At 66.3% G+C, this 15,785-nt stretch carries 13 protein-coding genes and 2 pseudogenes; 8 read left to right on the top strand and 7 right to left on the bottom strand.

The genetic code is table 11. The annotated features are described in order from the left end of the window. Positions 1–5 precede the first annotated feature (5 nt). From adhP to G3W89_RS17505, 4 genes are all read right to left on the bottom strand, one after another. A complete protein-coding gene (adhP, locus tag G3W89_RS17520; protein ID WP_162575373.1) occupies positions 6–1,028 on the bottom strand; it encodes an alcohol dehydrogenase AdhP in 1,023 nt (340 codons plus the stop codon). Between the two features lie 56 nt (positions 1,029–1,084). Continuing rightward, a complete protein-coding gene (phbB, locus tag G3W89_RS17515) occupies positions 1,085–1,804 on the bottom strand; it encodes an acetoacetyl-CoA reductase (RefSeq protein ID WP_162575372.1) in 720 nt (239 codons plus the stop codon). A gap of 363 nt (positions 1,805–2,167) precedes the next feature. After that, positions 2,168–2,920: a hypothetical protein gene (locus G3W89_RS17510; protein WP_162575371.1), complete on the bottom strand. Its 753-nt coding sequence runs from the start codon at positions 2,918–2,920 to the stop codon at positions 2,168–2,170. Positions 2,921–2,976: 56 nt separating this feature from the next. Further along, a complete protein-coding gene (locus tag G3W89_RS17505) occupies positions 2,977–4,701 on the bottom strand; it encodes a PHA/PHB synthase family protein (RefSeq protein WP_162575370.1) in 1,725 nt (574 codons plus the stop codon). Positions 4,702–4,915: 214 nt separating this feature from the next. Between G3W89_RS17505 and G3W89_RS17500 the strand changes: the two genes are divergently transcribed. The 4 genes and pseudogenes from G3W89_RS17500 to G3W89_RS17490 all read left to right on the top strand — a co-directional run. Further along, positions 4,916–5,416 carry a universal stress protein gene (locus G3W89_RS17500; protein ID WP_162575369.1) on the top strand — a complete coding sequence of 167 codons (501 nt, stop codon included), beginning with the start codon at positions 4,916–4,918 and terminating at the stop codon, positions 5,414–5,416. Continuing rightward, positions 5,413–6,726 (top strand): annotated as a pseudogene (locus tag G3W89_RS33325) (cation-translocating P-type ATPase); the annotation flags it as partial. The gene G3W89_RS17500 and the pseudogene G3W89_RS33325, both read left to right, overlap by 4 nt. Continuing rightward, positions 6,719–8,095, top strand: coding sequence for a cation-translocating P-type ATPase (locus G3W89_RS33320; RefSeq protein ID WP_232076593.1), 1,377 nt, complete (start codon positions 6,719–6,721; stop codon positions 8,093–8,095). The pseudogene G3W89_RS33325 and the gene G3W89_RS33320, both read left to right, overlap by 8 nt. A 68-nt stretch (positions 8,096–8,163) precedes the next feature. Next, positions 8,164–8,303 (top strand): annotated as a pseudogene (locus G3W89_RS17490) (ZIP family metal transporter); the annotation flags it as partial. A 6-nt stretch (positions 8,304–8,309) separates the two neighbouring features. Here G3W89_RS17490 and G3W89_RS17485 read toward each other — a convergent pair. Then, complete coding sequence (locus G3W89_RS17485; RefSeq protein ID WP_162575368.1) at positions 8,310–9,743, bottom strand: aldehyde dehydrogenase family protein; 1,434 nt, start codon at positions 9,741–9,743, stop codon at positions 8,310–8,312. Positions 9,744–9,791: 48 nt separating this feature from the next. Continuing rightward, positions 9,792–10,346 (bottom strand): peroxiredoxin, encoded by a 555-nt coding sequence (locus G3W89_RS17480; protein ID WP_162575367.1) that lies wholly within the window; start codon positions 10,344–10,346, stop codon positions 9,792–9,794. A 118-nt stretch (positions 10,347–10,464) separates the two neighbouring features. Here G3W89_RS17480 and G3W89_RS17475 point away from each other — a divergent pair, with 118 nt between their 5' ends. From G3W89_RS17475 to G3W89_RS17460, 4 genes are all read left to right on the top strand, one after another. Next, positions 10,465–12,039, top strand: a complete 1,575-nt coding sequence (locus G3W89_RS17475; RefSeq protein ID WP_162575366.1) for a phospholipase D family protein — start codon at positions 10,465–10,467, stop codon at positions 12,037–12,039. A gap of 106 nt (positions 12,040–12,145) precedes the next feature. Next, positions 12,146–12,499 (top strand): hypothetical protein, encoded by a 354-nt coding sequence (locus tag G3W89_RS17470; protein ID WP_174258269.1) that lies wholly within the window; start codon positions 12,146–12,148, stop codon positions 12,497–12,499. Further along, complete coding sequence (locus tag G3W89_RS17465) at positions 12,486–12,725, top strand: hypothetical protein (RefSeq protein WP_162575364.1); 240 nt, start codon at positions 12,486–12,488, stop codon at positions 12,723–12,725. The genes G3W89_RS17470 and G3W89_RS17465 overlap by 14 nt, the downstream gene beginning before the upstream one ends. Positions 12,726–12,996: 271 nt before the next feature. Continuing rightward, positions 12,997–13,560, top strand: a complete 564-nt coding sequence (locus G3W89_RS17460; protein ID WP_162575363.1) for a hypothetical protein — start codon at positions 12,997–12,999, stop codon at positions 13,558–13,560. A 57-nt stretch (positions 13,561–13,617) separates the two neighbouring features. On the opposite strand, the gene G3W89_RS17455 is transcribed toward G3W89_RS17460, so the two are convergent. Beyond that, positions 13,618–15,780 (bottom strand): sodium-translocating pyrophosphatase, encoded by a 2,163-nt coding sequence (locus tag G3W89_RS17455; protein WP_162575362.1) that lies wholly within the window; start codon positions 15,778–15,780, stop codon positions 13,618–13,620. Positions 15,781–15,785: the final 5 nt, after the last annotated feature.

The raw sequence follows: 15,785 nt of genomic DNA, 5'->3' as shown, positions 1-15,785 counted from the left end.
GGCCGCTACGCCTCGTCGGTCAGGCGCATGACGACCCTGCCTTCGATCTGGCCGTGGCGCATCCTGTCCAAGACCTGGTTGATGTTGTCGAGGCGGTCTTCGCTGCATACGGTTCGCACCTTGCCTTCGGCCGCGAACTCCAGCGCTTCCTGAAGGTCCTTGCGGGTTCCGACGATCGACCCTCGAACGGTCTTGGCATTGAGCACCATGTCGAAGATCGGCAGCGCGAAGTCACCCGGCGGCAGTCCGACCATCGACATGGTGCCCCGCTTGTGGAGCATGCCCACCGCCTGGGCAAAGGCCGTGCGGGACACCGCCGTCACCAGCACGCCGTGCGCACCGCGCAGGGCCTTCTGCACCGCTTGTGCCGGGTCCTGCTTCGAGGCATCGACAAGCATGTCGGCGCCGACCTCCTTGGCAAGCTGCAGTTTTTCTTCGTCGATGTCGACCGCGACGACGTGGAAGCCCATGGCCTTTGCGTACTGCACCGCCAGGTGGCCCAGTCCGCCGACGCCCGAGATCGCCACCCAGTCACCCGGCTTGCAGTCGAGCACCTTCAGGCCCTTGTAGACGGTGACTCCGGCGCACAGGATCGGCGCGATCTCCGTGAAGCCGACATTCGCCGGAAGATGGCCCACGTATCCGGGATCGGCAAGGACGTACTCCGCGTAGCCGCCGTTGACGGTGTAGCCGGTCATCTGCTGGTGGTCGCACAGCGTTTCCCAGCCGGTGATGCAGTGCTCGCAGTGGCCGCAGGCGGTGTGCAGCCACGGCACGCCCACGCGGTCACCCTCCTTCAGATCCTTCACGCCGGACCCGACGGCCGCCACGTGGCCGACGCCCTCATGGCCAGGGATGAAGGGCAGGGTCGGCTTGACCGGCCAGTCGCCGTCAGCGGCATGCAGATCGGTGTGGCAGACGCCTGATGCCGCAACCTTGACCAGCACCTGGCCCGGCGGCACCTCGGGGATGACCACTTCTTCAATCTCGAGGGGTTGTCCAAAAGCGCGGACAACGGCTGCTTTCATTGTTTGCACGGGAACTCCGAAGACAAAAGTAAGAGGGCAGGCAGGTTGGCGGCATCTCAGGACATGTACTTGCCGCCGTTGATCGACAAGGTGATGCCGGTGATGAAGGCAGCCTCGTCGGACGCCAGGAAGACGACCGCGCGGGCCACCTCGTCGGGTGTGGCCAGTCGGCCCAGGGGCACGGCCTTGAGGATCTGCGCCAGGACCTCGGGCGCAACGGCAGCGACCATGCCGGTGTCGGTATAACCGGGCGCCACCACGTTGGCAGTGATGCTGCGCGTGGCACCTTCGAGCGCAAGCGACTTGGTGAATCCGATGAGCCCGGCCTTGCTCGCCGCGTAGTTGCACTGGCCGGCCTGGCCCGAAAGCCCGTTCACCGAGCCCACATTGACGATGCGCCCGAAGCGCCGCTCGCGCATTCCCTCGATCACGGCGCGGCACATGTTGAAGCACCCACCCAGGTTCACGTCGAGCACCTCGCGCCATTGCTCCAGGGTCATCTTGTGCAGCATGGAGTCGCGCGTGATCCCCGCATTGTTGACAAGGACCTCGACCGGTCCGAGCTCCGCCTGCACGCGGGAGACACCATCCCGGCATGCATCGAAATCGGCGACGTTCCAAGCGAAAACAGGAATGCCCGTGCGTTTGGAGAATGCGTGCGCAGCCTCCGTGTTGGTGCCGTAGTTGGCGGCAACGCGGTAGCCTGCGCCCTGCAGGGCTTCGGCAACGGCCGCTCCGATTCCAGCAGTGCCGCCGGTGACCAGTGCGATGCGCATGCTCAAGGCTCGACGACGAGGTTGTCGATCACGTGCGCAACGCCGCGTGTGATGGCCGGGCCCCAGGTCAGTTCGGCGACGATGTCGCTTCTGAGTTGAGCATCGGATTTCATGTGGGTCCTTTCGCAAGTCGGTGGGAGTCAGCCTCGGCGCTGATGATCCAGTGCTGCGGCGGCTGTCAACATGACTTTAGGTACGCAACCATCCCGGGGCCTTGCGCTGGATCAAGGGAACGAAGGCGGGTCAGCGCAGGCGAGCGCCTCCAAGGCACGAGCGCGCCTATGGCTCGGCGCTGCCCAACCAGATGGACTTGTCGGCGCGCGATGCCTGCCGCCCTTGGGGCCGACCGGAGCCGCGCCCTCGTCAGCGATCTTCGTGATCGCGACTTGCGTGCTTATGGAGAGGAACGACTTTGGCCGCAATCCGCACGGCCACGAAACCTGTATCGGCAAAACTCCCACTGAAAGTGACAATGCCGATAGTCGTCATGCCGGCCTGATAAGCGCCCCCATTCGCGTTGGACAGCAGAAAGCCGGCATCCGACTCCTGCTGGGGGGCGAAGAGCGCAAAGTAGGTTCCCGGCTCCAGCGGGACTTCGTCCAACGCGGCGCTTTCCATGGACACAGTCAGTGGGTCGTTGTCATGCGTCAGAGGGACGGCGGCGATCAGCAGGCGAGGATCAGGCGCGCCATTGATTGAGCGACGAATCTGCACCACGAACGGCAGCGTGTTCGGACATTGGGGAACGCCCGCGATCATGACGGCGCAGTTGTTCACCAAGGCCTCGATCTTGGTCAGTACCGATCGTTGCGTCAGCGTGAACTGCGGTCCGACCAGCTGGGCGCTGCCTATCAACTGCCCCGTGGAACCAGAGACGCTGAATGCCGTGCGGGATGTCGCGGTACCCGCCGTATCGAGCACGGTGTAGACCTGAGCGCGGACTTCTGCGGATGGCGCTAGCGCAAGCGTCAAGAACACGAATGCGACTCCTGCGCCCACCATCTTGAATCGGCGTGACGCCTGCGCGACGAAGTTCAAATGAGCCTTGGCCATCTCGATCTCCTTGCGGGAATTCCACCAGAGTGACAAAGCGCCGAGGATGTCGATTCTCGTCAACGCGTGCCTGGCTGTCCATCGTTCTTCGTCCGGACCATCGCGATGGTGTCCGGGTGTCATCGGGCGAGGACGTATGTGCCCGGTGCATCGCAGATCGGCGGGTAGCCGCGCTGTGGATGACCCATGCGCGGCGCCTTGCGACGGGGCCCGGAATGATCTGCCAGCCAGTGCTGTAGTGCGGGCCACCACGAGCCGTCGACCCGCTCGGCGCGCGCCACGTAGGTGTCGGGCGGCACGTAGGCGGCATCGCCGGTGCGCTGCAGGATTCGATAGTGGCGATGCGCGTGGCCGGGCTCGCTGAGGATGCCGCCGTTGTGGCCGCCGTCCGTCAGGACGAAGCAGATCTCCGTGTCGCAAAGCAGGTTGAGCTTGTAAACCGACCGCCAGGGCGCGACATTGTCCGTCCAGGTTCCCACGGCGAAGATCGGCACTTCGATGTCGCGCAGCGAGACCGGGTGCCCATTCACGCGATAACGCCCGCGCGCGAGTTCGTTGTCATGGAACAGGCTGCGTAGATAGTTCGCATGCATGCGGTAGGGCATGCGTGTGCCGTCGGCGTTCCACGCCATGAGGTCGGTGAACGGCGCACGCTCGCCGAGCAGGTAGTTCTGCACCATGGGCGACCAGATGCGATCGACAGCACGAAGTATGTTGAAAGCGCCCGCCATCTGTTCCGCCTTCAGGAAGCCTTGTCGGGCCATCATGTCTTCGATGAAGCAGAGCTGGCTCTCGTCCATGAAGAGGCTGAGCTCGCCCGGCTCGGTGAAATCGGTCTGCGCAGCCAAGAGGGTGACCGTTGCCAGACGATCGTCATGGTCGCGCGCCATGGCTGCCGCCCCGATGGCCAGCAGGGTCCCGCCCAGGCAATAACCGAGTGCGTGCACGCGCTGATCGCCGGTAATGGCTGAGACGGCGTCGATGCTGGCCATCAGCCCCTGCGCGAGGTAGTCGTCCATTCCAAGGTCTCGGTCTTGCGCGTCCGGGTTCTTCCACGAGATGACGAATACCGTGTGGCCTTGGTCGACGAGATAGCGAATGAGCGAATTGCGCCGCGACAGGTCGAGGATGTAGTACTTCATGATCCAGGCGCTCACCATGAGCACCGGCTCAGGGTGAACGGTGGCGGTCGCAGGCGCGTACTGGATCAGCTCGATCAGCCGATTGCGCAAGACCACCTTGCCGGGCGTGAGCGCCACCTCGCGTCCGGGCACGAAGGCCTCTGCGCCCTTGGGCGGCAGGTGGTCACGGCTGCGCTGAAGGTCTTCCATCCAGTTGCGCCCGCCTTGCAGCAGGTTCATGCCGCCGGAGGCGAGTGTCTTCTGCAACACCAGCGGGTTCGTGACGGGCGAGTTCGCGGGCGAGCACATGGCGTGCAGCTGTCGCGCGGAAAAGGACACGACCTGCTCGTGATGGCGCTCGACGCCCGGCACACCTTCGGTCAGCTCGCGCAGCCACTGGCTGCCGGCACGGAACGCCTGCCTGTAGACGCTGTAGGGCCATGCATCCCAGAGTGGATTGGCGAGGCGAGGATCGTCCTCGTTCGGATCGGGCGTCTCAGGACGATGGGAAGGCAATGAGCCAAAGCCCTGTAGCGCGGCTTCCGTTGCTTGCATCAGCGGGCGGACCATCAGCAGCTGCGCGCTGCGCGCGGGCTGCGCCGCCACGTGAATGGCCCAGTCCGACCAGGCCTGCATCAGCGCCGCGGGGGAAATGCCCTTGGTCAGCTCGGCAAGCTGGGCATGCAGCGTGCGGTCCACCCTGGCGTCTACGTTGTCATCCATCTTGGAATTTCGAATGTTGGTGAGCCGATGCTCCGCCAGGGCAGAGAAAGAACGGTTGCGCTGGATCAATGAACCAAGGACATCGTTCAGATTGCGCGGCAGCAGTCAGCAGGCAGCAGGCAGCGGCACGCGCCTTCGGATTGATGTGCATCAAGCCCGGCGCGAGCCCGCACGGCGAAACTGGCGGCCAATTCTTCTGCAGCCGGAGCCCGCCATGTACCAGCGCATCCTTGTCCCGATCGACGGCAGCACGACCTCGTTGCGAGGCCTGGACGAGGCGCTGCATCTAGCCAAGCTGACACGCGCGACGCTGCGGCTTGTTCACGTGGTGGACGAGCTGAAGTATGTGACCGGCTTCGAGACTTTCGCCACGTACAGCGGTGACGTGGTTCCACTGATGGCGATAGCGGGCAGGCAAGTCCTCGAACAGGGGAGGGAGCGCGCGCGCCTAGCCGGGATCGAGGCGGAGAGCGCCCTCTTCACCTCGCTCGCCGGCCGTGTCTCGGAGGTGGTCGTCGAGCAGGCGAAGGCATGGAAGGCCGAGCTCATCGTGATCGGCACGCACGGGCGTCATGGCGTTGCGCGAGCGCTGCTGGGCAGCGATGCCGAGCAGGTGCTGCGCATGTCTCCGGTTCCCGTGCTGCTGGTGAGAGGCCAGCCGGAAGATGAGGAAGGCGGCTTCGCGGCGGCATCGCCTGCCGTTGCCGAAGCGTGAGCCATGATCCCGTCGCGATCGTCACGGGGTCCGATCGTGGCCTGTTGACCGATGACGCGCACCTGCATTCTGCGGAGGCACTTGCCGCCAGTCTGGAGGTCGATCCGCAGTTCGGCCTGACCTCGGAACAGGTGATGCAGCGACAAGGCCGCTACGGGGAGAACCGGTTGCCCGAGGCTGTCCCGCGCAGCTGGGCCAGGCGGCTGCTAGAACAGCTGCGCGACTTCATGGTCTTGGTGCTGATTGCGGCAGCGCTGCTGTCCGGCTTCATCGGAGATTTCGCGGACACCATCGCCATCGCGGTCATCGTTCTGCTCAACGCAGCGGTCGGCCTCACGCAGGAGTGGCGCGCGGAACGGGCGCTGGACGCATTGAAGCGGCTGGCCGCGGCTCATGCGACCGTGCGGCGCAATGGTTGTGCCCAGGCGATCGACACGGCCGACCTGGTGCCGGGTGACGTGGTGCTTCTGGAGGCGGGCAATCTGGTACCTGCCGACCTGCGGCTTCATCGGACGGCGCAATTGCGCGTGGACGAGTCCATGCTGACCGGGGAATCCGTCAGCGTGGAGAAGCACAACGCCCGCCTTCCGGAGGGCCAGCATCCAACTGGCGACCGGCTCAACATGGCCTTCAAGGGAACGCTGGTCAGCCATGGGCGCGGGGAAGGCCTGGTGGTCGCCACCGGACCGAGGACCGAACTGGGACGCATCGCCGGCTTGTTGCGCGACACCGGCGCGCGAAGAACCCCCCTGCAACTGCGCCTGGCTGATTTCGGCATGCGACTGTCCCTCATTGTCCTGTGCATTTGCGGGCTGCTTTTCGGCATCGGCGTGCTCAATGGCGAGCCGTTGCTCCTGATGGCGCTCACGGCGATCAGCCTTGCGGTGGCGGCGATTCCGGAGGCGCTGCCGGCCATCGTGACCGTGCTGCTTGCCCTGGGTGCCCGCCGGATGGTGAAGGTGAACGCCCTGGTGCGGCGTCTGCCCTCCGTGGAGACGCTGGGATCGGTCAGCGTCATCTGCTCGGACAAGACCGGTACGCTGACGCAGAACCGCATGCAGGTGCAGGTTGTCGAGTTTCCCGGCGGCGGGACGCCGCAGGCGCTGTGGAACGCGGCCGTGCTGTGCAATGACGCCGCTCCGGACGCCGGCGGCGCGTGGGTCGGCGACCCGACCGAGACTGCACTGGTCGAAGCGGCCCAGGCCGGCGGGACCGACGCCCAAGCGGTGCGCCGTGCCCAGCCTCGTCTGCACGAATGGCCGTTCGACGCCGGACGCAAGCGGATGAGCACCTTGCATCGGGATGGCCAGGGCTGGCTCGTCGTCGTCAAGGGAGCGCCTGAGACGTTGGTGCCGCGTTGCACACGCGTTGCTGCGGGGCAGCAGGAAGACCCGCTCGACGTTGCTCAGGCACTCGCCGCGGCGGGGGCGATGGCTGAGCAGGGCCTGCGCGTTCTCGCACTGGCTCGTCGCGTGTGCACGCAGGATCCAAGCGGGCAGTCCTCGGAGCTGGTCGAGACCGATCTGGTCCTGCTGGGCCTCGTGGGCCTGGCAGTACCCGCCGCGACCCGAGGCGAAGGCCGCCGTCGCCGATTGCCGCTCGGCGGGCATCACGCCCGTGATGATCACCGGCGACCATCCGGCGACCGCGCTTGCCATCGCGCGGGAAGTCGGCATCGCCGAGACCGGCTCGATGGTCCTGACGGGGTCGCAACTCGCTGCGCTGGACGACTTGGCGCTGCAACGGTTGGCTGACGACGTGCGCGTGTACGCGCGAGTCGACCCGGCCCAGAAGATCCGCATCGTGCGCGCGCTGCAGTCCCGGGGCCGGTTCGTCGCGATGACGGGGGACGGCGTCAACGACGCGCCGGCGCTCAAGCAGGCCGACATCGGAGTCGCCATGGGCCGCGGCGGGACCGATGTTGCACGCGAAGCGGCGAGCCTGGTTCTGCTGGACGACAACTTTGCCAGCATCGTGGCTGCCGTGCGCGAGGGCCGGCGCATCTTCGACAACATCCGCAAGTTCGTCCGCTACGCCATCACCGGCAATTCGGCGGAGACCTGGACCCTGGTGCTTGCGCCGCTCGTGGGGATGCCGATCCCGCTGCTGCCTCTGCATATCCTGTGGGTGAACCTGGTCACCGACGGCCTGCCCGGACTGGCACTCGCTGCCGAACCGGCTGAACGCGGCGTCATGCAGCGGCCGCCGCGCCCGCCCGGAGAGAGCCTGTTCGCCGGTGGCCTCTGGCAGCACGCGCTGTGGGTCGGACTCCTGATCGGCGCGTTGTGCCTGGGCGTCCAGGCCTGGGCCCTGGCGACGGGGATGCATTGGCAGACCATGGTGTTCACGGTTCTGACGCTCTCGCAGATGACCTATGTGCTGGCCATCCGTTCGGAAAGTGACTCGATCTTCACGCAAGGGCTGGGCAGCAACTGGCCGCTGGCCGGCGCCGTGCTCTCAACCTTCCTGCTTCAACTGGCGGTGGTCTACCTGCCGCCGCTGCAGAAAGTCTTTCGCACCGAAGCGCTGGCCATCGGCGAACTGGCGATATGCCTTGCATGCGCGGCCCTGGTCTTCGCGACGGTCGAGATCGAGAAATGGTGGCGCAGGTCGGGGCCTGCCGAGGTGGCGAAGTCGCGGCCGGGGAATGCGGCTGGGCGCTCGACGCGCGTCCCTTGATGCGCGCGTCAGGTGTGATGCGCCTTGCCGACGTGCGCCCTTGGCGGTTTCGACCGATTCCCGCTGTGCTTTTCGCGGCGGGGGCGGTGCGCTTCGTGATCAGCCACGAGATCATCCTGGAGTTCCACCGCAAAGGCCACGAGGCCTTCGCGACGGCAGGTTGATGGTCGGCTTCGTGCCGATGATGCTGCTGGATAGCGCGCTGGGCCGATGCTCAGCCGTGCCGCACGGCCACCGTCTTGAGGGTGGTGAAGCCGTAGAGTGCCTCGAAGCCCTTCTCGCGGCCGTAGCCGGAGGACTTGACGCCGCCAAAGGGGAGCTCCACGCCACCACCGGCTCCGTAGTTGTTGACGAAGACCTGGCCGCTCTTCACGCGTCTGGCCATGCGGAACTGGCGCGCGCCGTCTTTCGTCCAGATGCCGGCAACGAGGCCGAACTGGGTGGCGTTGGCCTGCGCTACGGCTTCGTCTTCGTCGCGGAAGGACATCGCCGCGAGCACCGGGCCGAAGACTTCTTCCTGCGCCAGCCGGTGCGTCACCGGGACGTCGCGCAGCAAGGTGGGCGCCTGGTAGAAGCCGGTCTGGGGCGCCTCGTCGACCACGACGCCCTGAGCCACCATGGGGATTCCGGCGTGCTGCGCGTCGGACAGGAAGTCCCAGACGCGCTGCTGCTGGGTCTGGCGGATCAGCGGGCCGACGTCCAGGTCCATGGCGGCAGGGCCGACGCGCAGTGCCTCGAAGGCCTGGCCCAGGCGCTCCAGCAACAGCTCGTAGATCTCGCGCTCGACCAGCACCCGCGAGCCGGCCGAGCAGGTCTGGCCGGCGTTCTGCACGATGGCGTTGATCAGCACCGGGATGGCCGCGCCCAGGTCGGCATCGGCAAAGATGATCTGCGGGCTCTTGCCGCCCAGCTCCAGCGTGACGGGGCAGTGGCGTTCGGCCGCGACCTGCTGGATCAGTGTGCCGACCTTGGGACTGCCCGTGAAGCTGATGTGGTCGATGCCCGGGTGCCGGGCCAGCGCGTCGCCTACCTCGTGGCCGTAGCCGGTCACGATGTTGATGGCGCCGGGCGGGAAGCCGACCTCCGCCGCCAGCTGCGCGACGCGGATCAGCGACAGGCAGGCGTCTTCCGAAGGCTTCACCACGCAGACGTTGCCTGCGGCGAGCGCGCCGCCGACGCTGCGGCCGAAGATCTGCATCGGGTAGTTCCACGGAATGACGTGGCCGGTAACGCCGTGCGGCTCGCGCCAGGTGAATACGCTGTAGCCCTCCTGGTAGGGGATGGTCTCGCCGTGCAGCTTGTCGCAGGCGCCGGCGTAGAACTCGAAATAGCGCACCAGCGCCAGCGCATCGGCGCGCGCCTGCTTGACAGGCTTGCCGCAGTCGCGCTGCTCGAGCAACGCCAGCTCGTCGGTGTGCTCGGCGATCTTCTGCGACAGCCTGTAGAGCAGCCGGCCGCGTTCGGCCGCGCTGAGCTTCTGCCAGTTGCCCTCGAAGCAGTCGCGCGCGGCGCGCACGGCCGCATCGATGTCGGCTGCGTTGCCCCGCTGCAGCTCGTCGAAGGGCTGGCCGTCGGACGGGTCGAGGACGGGGAGGGTGCGGCCGGAGGAGGAGGGGACGTTCTCGTTGGCGATGTAGTGGAGCTGCATGGCTGAAATTGTGCGCGAAGGCGGCCCGCCCCGCCGGAGGACTGCCAGCTAGCGTTTGGCGGTCTGCTTCGGCAGCGCCTTGAGGGCATTGAGCATGCGTTCCACGTGCTTGTCCGGGTTGAGGTTCTGGTAGTAATAGGCGACCGTGCCGTTGGGCGCAACCACGTAGGACAGCCTGTTGGCGAAGTCGGGGCGCGTCTGCATCAGAGCGTCGAAACCTTCGATCACTGTCTTCGATCGGTCGGCAGCTACCGGAAACTTGCTCTGGCACTGCTTGACCGAGAAATCCTTCAGTGTGTCGATGTCGTCGGCCGAAACGCCGATGACAGTGGCGCCCGCCGCTTCGAACTGTTCCATGGCCTCGGCGAAGGCATGCGCCTCGATGTTGCAGTCGGTGGTACCGGCGGCCGGGAAGAAATACACCACCACGGGGCCCTTGGCCAGCGCGTCGGACAGCGAATAGTTGAAGGTCTTGCCACCCAGCGCGGCGGTTGCGGTGAACTTGGGCACCGGATCGCCGATGTCCAGGGCCGCGAAGGCGGGAGAAAGACCGATGCCTGCAAGGCCAAGGGCAGCGAGACGCGCGAGAATCCGTCGGGTCATGGTGTAACTCCGGGAAGAGGCATCGCGAAATTCTAGAGCCCGGACGGCAGTTGTGCGGCAGAGTGAACCAGTTTGCCCGCGGCACCGTATCCGGAACAACTCCAAAAGGGGAAAGATCATGAACGCATGGGTCCGTCTGCTGCGCCTGACGCTGCTCTGCGCGCTCGCCGCGGGGCTCGGGGCCTGCGGCTCGCTCCCGCCGGCCCGGGAGCGGCCCGCGGCATTCGCCACGCCGGCCGATCCGTCGACCACGCTGGCCAAGGTGGTGGCTGCGTCCACGCCGCCAGGCGAGCATTCCGGCTTTCGCCTGATGCCGCTGGGCGTGTATTCGCTGGACGCGCGCATCCAGCTCGCGAAGCGGGCCGAGCGCTCCCTCGTGGTGCAGTACTACCAGCTCGAGAACGACGGCGTCGGTCGGCTGCTGATGCGTTCGCTGCGCGAAGCCGCGGCCCGTGGCGTCAAGGTGCGGGTCCTGGTGGACGATCTCTACACCGCCAAGAGCCAGTACCTGCTGCTGGCGCTGTCGCAGACCCCCAATGTCGAGGTGCGGCTGTTCAATCCCTTCTGCTGCGGGCGCGACGGCTTCCTCTCGCGCTTTGCCGCTTCGCCGAGCGAAATCGTGCGGCTCAACCACCGGATGCACAACAAGTTGTTCATCGCCGACGGCGTGATGGCGGTGGTGGGGGGGCGCAACATCGCCGACGAGTATTTCGTGCTGAGCGAGGCGCAGAACTTCATCGACATGGACGCGGTGGTGGTGGGCAAGGCGCTGCCGCAACTCGAGGCCATCTTCGACGCCTACTGGAACAGCGAGCAGGTCTGGCCCATCGCCGACATCGTGCGCGGCCAGGGCGGCACGACGCCTGGCACCGCCGAATTCGATGCATGGGTCGGCATGGCCGCGCCGGCGCCGAAGATCGTGCTGCCGCCCAACGACATCCTGGGGTACGGCCCGATCTCCGAGGAGCTCGATGAGGGACGCATGGGCCTGCTGTGGGGCGTGGCCCATGCCGTGGCCGATCCGCCGACCAAGCCCGCGACGATGACCGCCGACGAGGCGCTGGCCACCAGCGTCACGATGCGGATATGGAGCGTCCTGTTCGAGGCCAAGCAGGAGGTGCAGATGACCTCACCCTACCTGGTGCCCGGCGAAAAGGACATGGCCGCCTTCGAGGAACTGGGCAGGCGCAAGGTCAAGCTCGTGCTCCTGACCAACTCGCTGGCAGCCAACGACGAGCCGCTGGTCCACACGGGCTACATGCGATATCGCGAGCGCCTGCTGAAATCCGGCGCCGACCTCTACGAACTGAGCCCCGAGCGCACGACCGCGAGCGTGCGCTTCGGCTCCTTCGGCAGCTCGCTGGGGCGGCTGCACGCCAAGACGGCGGCCATCGACCGGTCGCGCGTCATGATCGGCTCGGCCAACCTCGACCCGCGCTCGGCCACGCAGAACACCGAAATGGGCATGCTGATCGACAGCCCGCAGCTGGCACGCGAGATGCTGCGGGTCATCAACGTGAGCCGGGTCCAGAACTCCTACCGCCTGCGGCTGGCCAAGGGCACTGGCCGGCTCGAATGGCTGACGACCGATGGCGAGAAAGAGATTGTTCTGACCGCCGAGCCGGAGGCGACCTTCTTCCAGCGCTTCTACAACAGGTTGATCGCGCCGATCGTGCCTGAGATGCTGTTGTAAGCCTTGTGGCACCATGTCCGCTCCAGCCCGCGCGCGGCATCCGCTACGGTGGCTGCACCGTGCGCGGCCCACTTGTAATACGGCATCCCCGCCCCAAATGCCCTGCATGAACGCTACCCAATCCCCGGCGCCCAAGACCGACCTGGCGGTGACGCATGTGCTGGCCCAGCTCCTCGAGCGGCTCGAGCACAGCCCCGTGCCAGTGGGCGCAGAGCAGTACCGCTCGGTCGTGATGCACCTCGTCGACGAGTTCCGCGACGTCGCCCCCGGCGACGGGCTGGGCAAGTTGCTGGACGCGTATCCTGCTGCCGCCGAGGTGTACGAGAACCTCAATTACCAGCACGCTGGCCTGTGCCGCTCCGGCCTGGACGCCTCGCTCGCTGCGGAGCTGGCGGCCAAGGATGCAATCCAGCGCGTCATGCGCCGTGCCGAGCCGGATGCCACCCATGGCCAAGGCTGAGGTCAAGACTGCCATCGTCGCCGATGGCCTGCGCTACAAGGCCAAGGCTTCCGGATCCCCCTTCCGGGCGTCGGCCTCGTTCAGCGGCGCAACCATGTCCTGCTTTCTCTGTGGCAAGCACCGCGTGCGGTCGCAAATGCGCACGCGCCAGTTCCTGGGCAAGTCCCAAACGGTCTGCGCGCCTTCCTGCAAGGCGCTGGACGAGGCAGAGTCGGCAGCGGCATAGATCGCTTTTGATATCCAGGAGTGCCGTGCCAGGTGCTTCGTGCGCTCAGGGCAGCTTCGGTCCGGTACGGTTTGAGATGTAGTTGAGCAATCCACTCGACTCTGCAAACCGGCTACCAAAAGCGCGAGATTCGATCTACAGTTGGAAACAATTGATGCAAATATTTGCTTCAATACAAAAGTTCCCAATTCACGGTCGAAGAAATGAATCCGCTTAAAACCATTCGCTGCTATTGGTTGGGGCGCGTCCTTGACAGAAAGGCCGGACTGCCATGAGCCGGCCTGCCCGTCATGTCGTCATGCAGGTCGTCAAGCGCTCGGGTGGCGCCACGCATCACGTGGAGTTCACCGTTGACGACAACTTTGCCGAGCGCTTGCGGCAATTGCGTTCGCTGGTCCCGCCGCTCACGGCGCTCAACCGCCAGCGCGACCTCGTCATCGACAAGGTGCGGGTGAGGTTGCCCACCGCGGTATGGCGGCTCGGCGGCGAAGCGGAGGCGGAAGTCGACGGCTCCTGCATCGTCATCGCCGCCGAGGGCTTCTTCAATTGCGGCGGCAAGGATCGCAAGACCAAGGAGAAGTTGGTCACCTACACCTTTCCGATCGCGCGCCTGCTCGAGTTGCACACCGAGCGGCCCGCTGGCGAGACTTTCTATATCCGCGACGGCATCTTCACCAACGATGAGCCTGCGGACTCTGCGGCCGGCCGCTGGGTCGCCTCGCTGCACGAGATGGAAGAGACGCGTCCACCGGAGTCGCCGTCCGACTTCGACACGCTCCAGGGCGTGCCGCTGCGCACAGACCAGGGCGCACTGCCGGCCCACGGCCTGAACTGAGCGCCGCGTGCGCCGGCGGACAGTTGCCTCCGACGCGCCGGCCCATTTGCAGAAGGCTCACTTCGCTTCGCCAGCAGGTGCCGGTGCCAGTGGCGGCGCCGGAGCAACCACCGCAGCAGGCGAGGTGGCGGGCGGCGTCATCGCGCTCACGTCACCGGCGTGGAACTTGACCACCAGCGGCACGATGAGCAGCGCCACGATGTTGATGATCTTGATCAGCGGGTTCACCGCCGGGCCGGCCGTGTCCTTGTAGGGGTCGCCCACGGTGTCGCCGGTCACGGCCGCCTTGTGCGCCTCGGAGCCCTTGCCGCCATGGTGGCCATCCTCGATGTACTTCTTGGCGTTGTCCCAGGCGCCGCCGCCGGTGCACATCGAGATTGCGACGAACAGGCCAGTGACGATGGTGCCCATCAGGAGCCCGCCCAGCGCCTTCGGTCCCAGCAGCAGGCCGACCAGGATCGGCACCACCACCGGCAGCAGGCTGGGAATCATCATCTCCTTGATCGCGGCGCCGGTCAGCATGCTCACGGCGCGGCCGTATTCGGGCTTGCCGGTGCCTTCCATGATGCCGGGGATCTCTCGGAATTGGCGGCGAACTTCCTCCACCACCGAGCCGGCCGCGCGGCCCACGGCCTCCATCGCCATGGCGCCGAACAGGTAGGGAATCAGGCCGCCGATGAAAAGGCCCACGATCACCATCGGCTCGCTCAGGTTGAAGCTGATGGCTTGGCCGTAGGTCTCGAGCTTGTGCGTGTAGTCGGCGAAAAGCACGAGCGAGGCCAGGCCGGCCGACCCGATGGCGTAGCCCTTGGTCACGGCCTTGGTCGTGTTGCCTACCGCGTCCAGCGGGTCGGTGATGTTGCGCACGCTGGCCGGCAGCTCTGCCATCTCGGCAATGCCACCGGCGTTGTCGGTGATCGGCCCGTACGCATCGAGCGCCACCACGATGCCCGCCATGCTCAGCATGGCCGTCGCCGCCACCGCGATGCCGTAAAGGCCCGCCAGCATGTAGGAGGCCAGGATCGCGATACAGACGCAGATCACCGGCCAGGCGGTGGAGCGCATCGACACCCCCAGGCCCGCGATGATGTTGGTGCCGTGGCCCGTGGTCGAAGCCTGCGCGATATGTCGCACCGGCGAATACTGGGTGCCGGTGTAGAACTCGGTGATCCACACCAGCGCGGCGGTCAGCGCCAAACCGACGAAGCAGGCGCCGAAGAGCTTGAGCTGGCTGCCCGAGGCCGCGATGGCGTTGTCCGGGATGAGCCACTGCGTGACGAACCAGAAGGCGATGAGCGACAGGATGCCTGCCACCGCCAAACCCTTGTAGAGCGCCGGCATCACGTTGACCATGCCGGGCGAGGCGCGCACGAAGAAGCAGCCGATGATCGAGGCGATGATCGACACGGCCCCCAGCGCCAGCGGATAGAGCACCGCGTTGACCGGCGCCGCCGCCACCATGAGCGCTCCCAGCACCATGGTCGCGATCAGCGTCACCGCATAGGTCTCGAACAGGTCGGCCGCCATGCCGGCGCAGTCGCCGACGTTGTCGCCCACGTTGTCGGCGATCACGGCCGGGTTGCGGGGGTCGTCCTCGGGAATGCCGGCCTCGACCTTGCCCACGAGGTCGGCTCCGACGTCAGCGCCCTTGGTGAAGATGCCGCCCCCCAGCCGCGCGAAGATCGAGATCAGCGAGGAGCCGAAGGCGAAACCGATCAATGGATTGAGAAGTGTGGCCAGCTTGGTGTCGGGCGTCAGCTGCCCGTTTCCTGCGAGGAACCAGAAGAAGGCCGTGACCCCCAGCAGGCCCAGCCCCACCACCAGCATGCCGGTGATGGCGCCACCGCGGAATGCGACGTCCAGCGCCGGGCCGATGCCCTGCGTGGCGGCCTGCGCGGTGCGCACGTTCGCGCGCACGGAGACGTTCATGCCGATGAAGCCGCAGGCGCCCGACAACACGGCACCGATGATGAAGCCGATCGCGGTGGTGACATCGAGGAAGACACCGATGAGGATCGCGAGCACGAGGCCCACGATGGCGATGGTGCGGTACTGCTTGGCCAGGTAGGCCGCCGCGCCGGTCTGGATCGCGGCCGCGATCTCCTGCATTCGGGCATTGCCCGGGTCCTTCGAGAGTATCCAGCTGCGCGCCCAGAAGCCATAGCCCACGGCCACGAGGCCGCAGACGATCGCGAGGACGAGAGGGGTGTTGCCGATCATGCCTT

Source organism: Variovorax sp. PBL-H6 (assembly GCF_901827155.1).
Lineage (GTDB): Bacteria > Pseudomonadota > Gammaproteobacteria > Burkholderiales > Burkholderiaceae_C > Variovorax.
Note: the sequence above shows the minus strand (reverse complement) of the source record. Positions and strands in the feature narration are given on the sequence as shown.

Bases quoted from the DNA above. Each gene is read 5' to 3' on its own strand.
- phbB (WP_162575372.1), bottom strand. From the start codon at position 1,804: ATGCGCATCGCACTGGTCACCGGCGGCACTGCTGGAATCGGAGCGGCC.
- G3W89_RS17505 (WP_162575370.1), bottom strand. From the start codon at position 4,701: ATGGATGACAACGTAGACGCCAGGGTGGACCGCACGCTGCATGCCCAG.
- G3W89_RS17500 (WP_162575369.1), top strand. From the start codon at position 4,916: ATGTACCAGCGCATCCTTGTCCCGATCGACGGCAGCACGACCTCGTTG.
- G3W89_RS17475 (WP_162575366.1), top strand. From the start codon at position 10,465: ATGAACGCATGGGTCCGTCTGCTGCGCCTGACGCTGCTCTGCGCGCTC.
- G3W89_RS17465 (WP_162575364.1), top strand. From the start codon at position 12,486: ATGGCCAAGGCTGAGGTCAAGACTGCCATCGTCGCCGATGGCCTGCGC.
- adhP (WP_162575373.1), bottom strand. From the start codon at position 1,028: ATGAAAGCAGCCGTTGTCCGCGCTTTTGGACAACCCCTCGAGATTGAA.
- G3W89_RS17480 (WP_162575367.1), bottom strand. From the start codon at position 10,346: ATGACCCGACGGATTCTCGCGCGTCTCGCTGCCCTTGGCCTTGCAGGC.
- G3W89_RS17460 (WP_162575363.1), top strand. From the start codon at position 12,997: ATGAGCCGGCCTGCCCGTCATGTCGTCATGCAGGTCGTCAAGCGCTCG.
- G3W89_RS33320 (WP_232076593.1), top strand. From the start codon at position 6,719: ATGGCCAGGGCTGGCTCGTCGTCGTCAAGGGAGCGCCTGAGACGTTGG.
- G3W89_RS17470 (WP_174258269.1), top strand. From the start codon at position 12,146: ATGAACGCTACCCAATCCCCGGCGCCCAAGACCGACCTGGCGGTGACG.
- G3W89_RS17455 (WP_162575362.1), bottom strand. From the start codon at position 15,780: ATGATCGGCAACACCCCTCTCGTCCTCGCGATCGTCTGCGGCCTCGTG.
- G3W89_RS17485 (WP_162575368.1), bottom strand. From the start codon at position 9,743: ATGCAGCTCCACTACATCGCCAACGAGAACGTCCCCTCCTCCTCCGGC.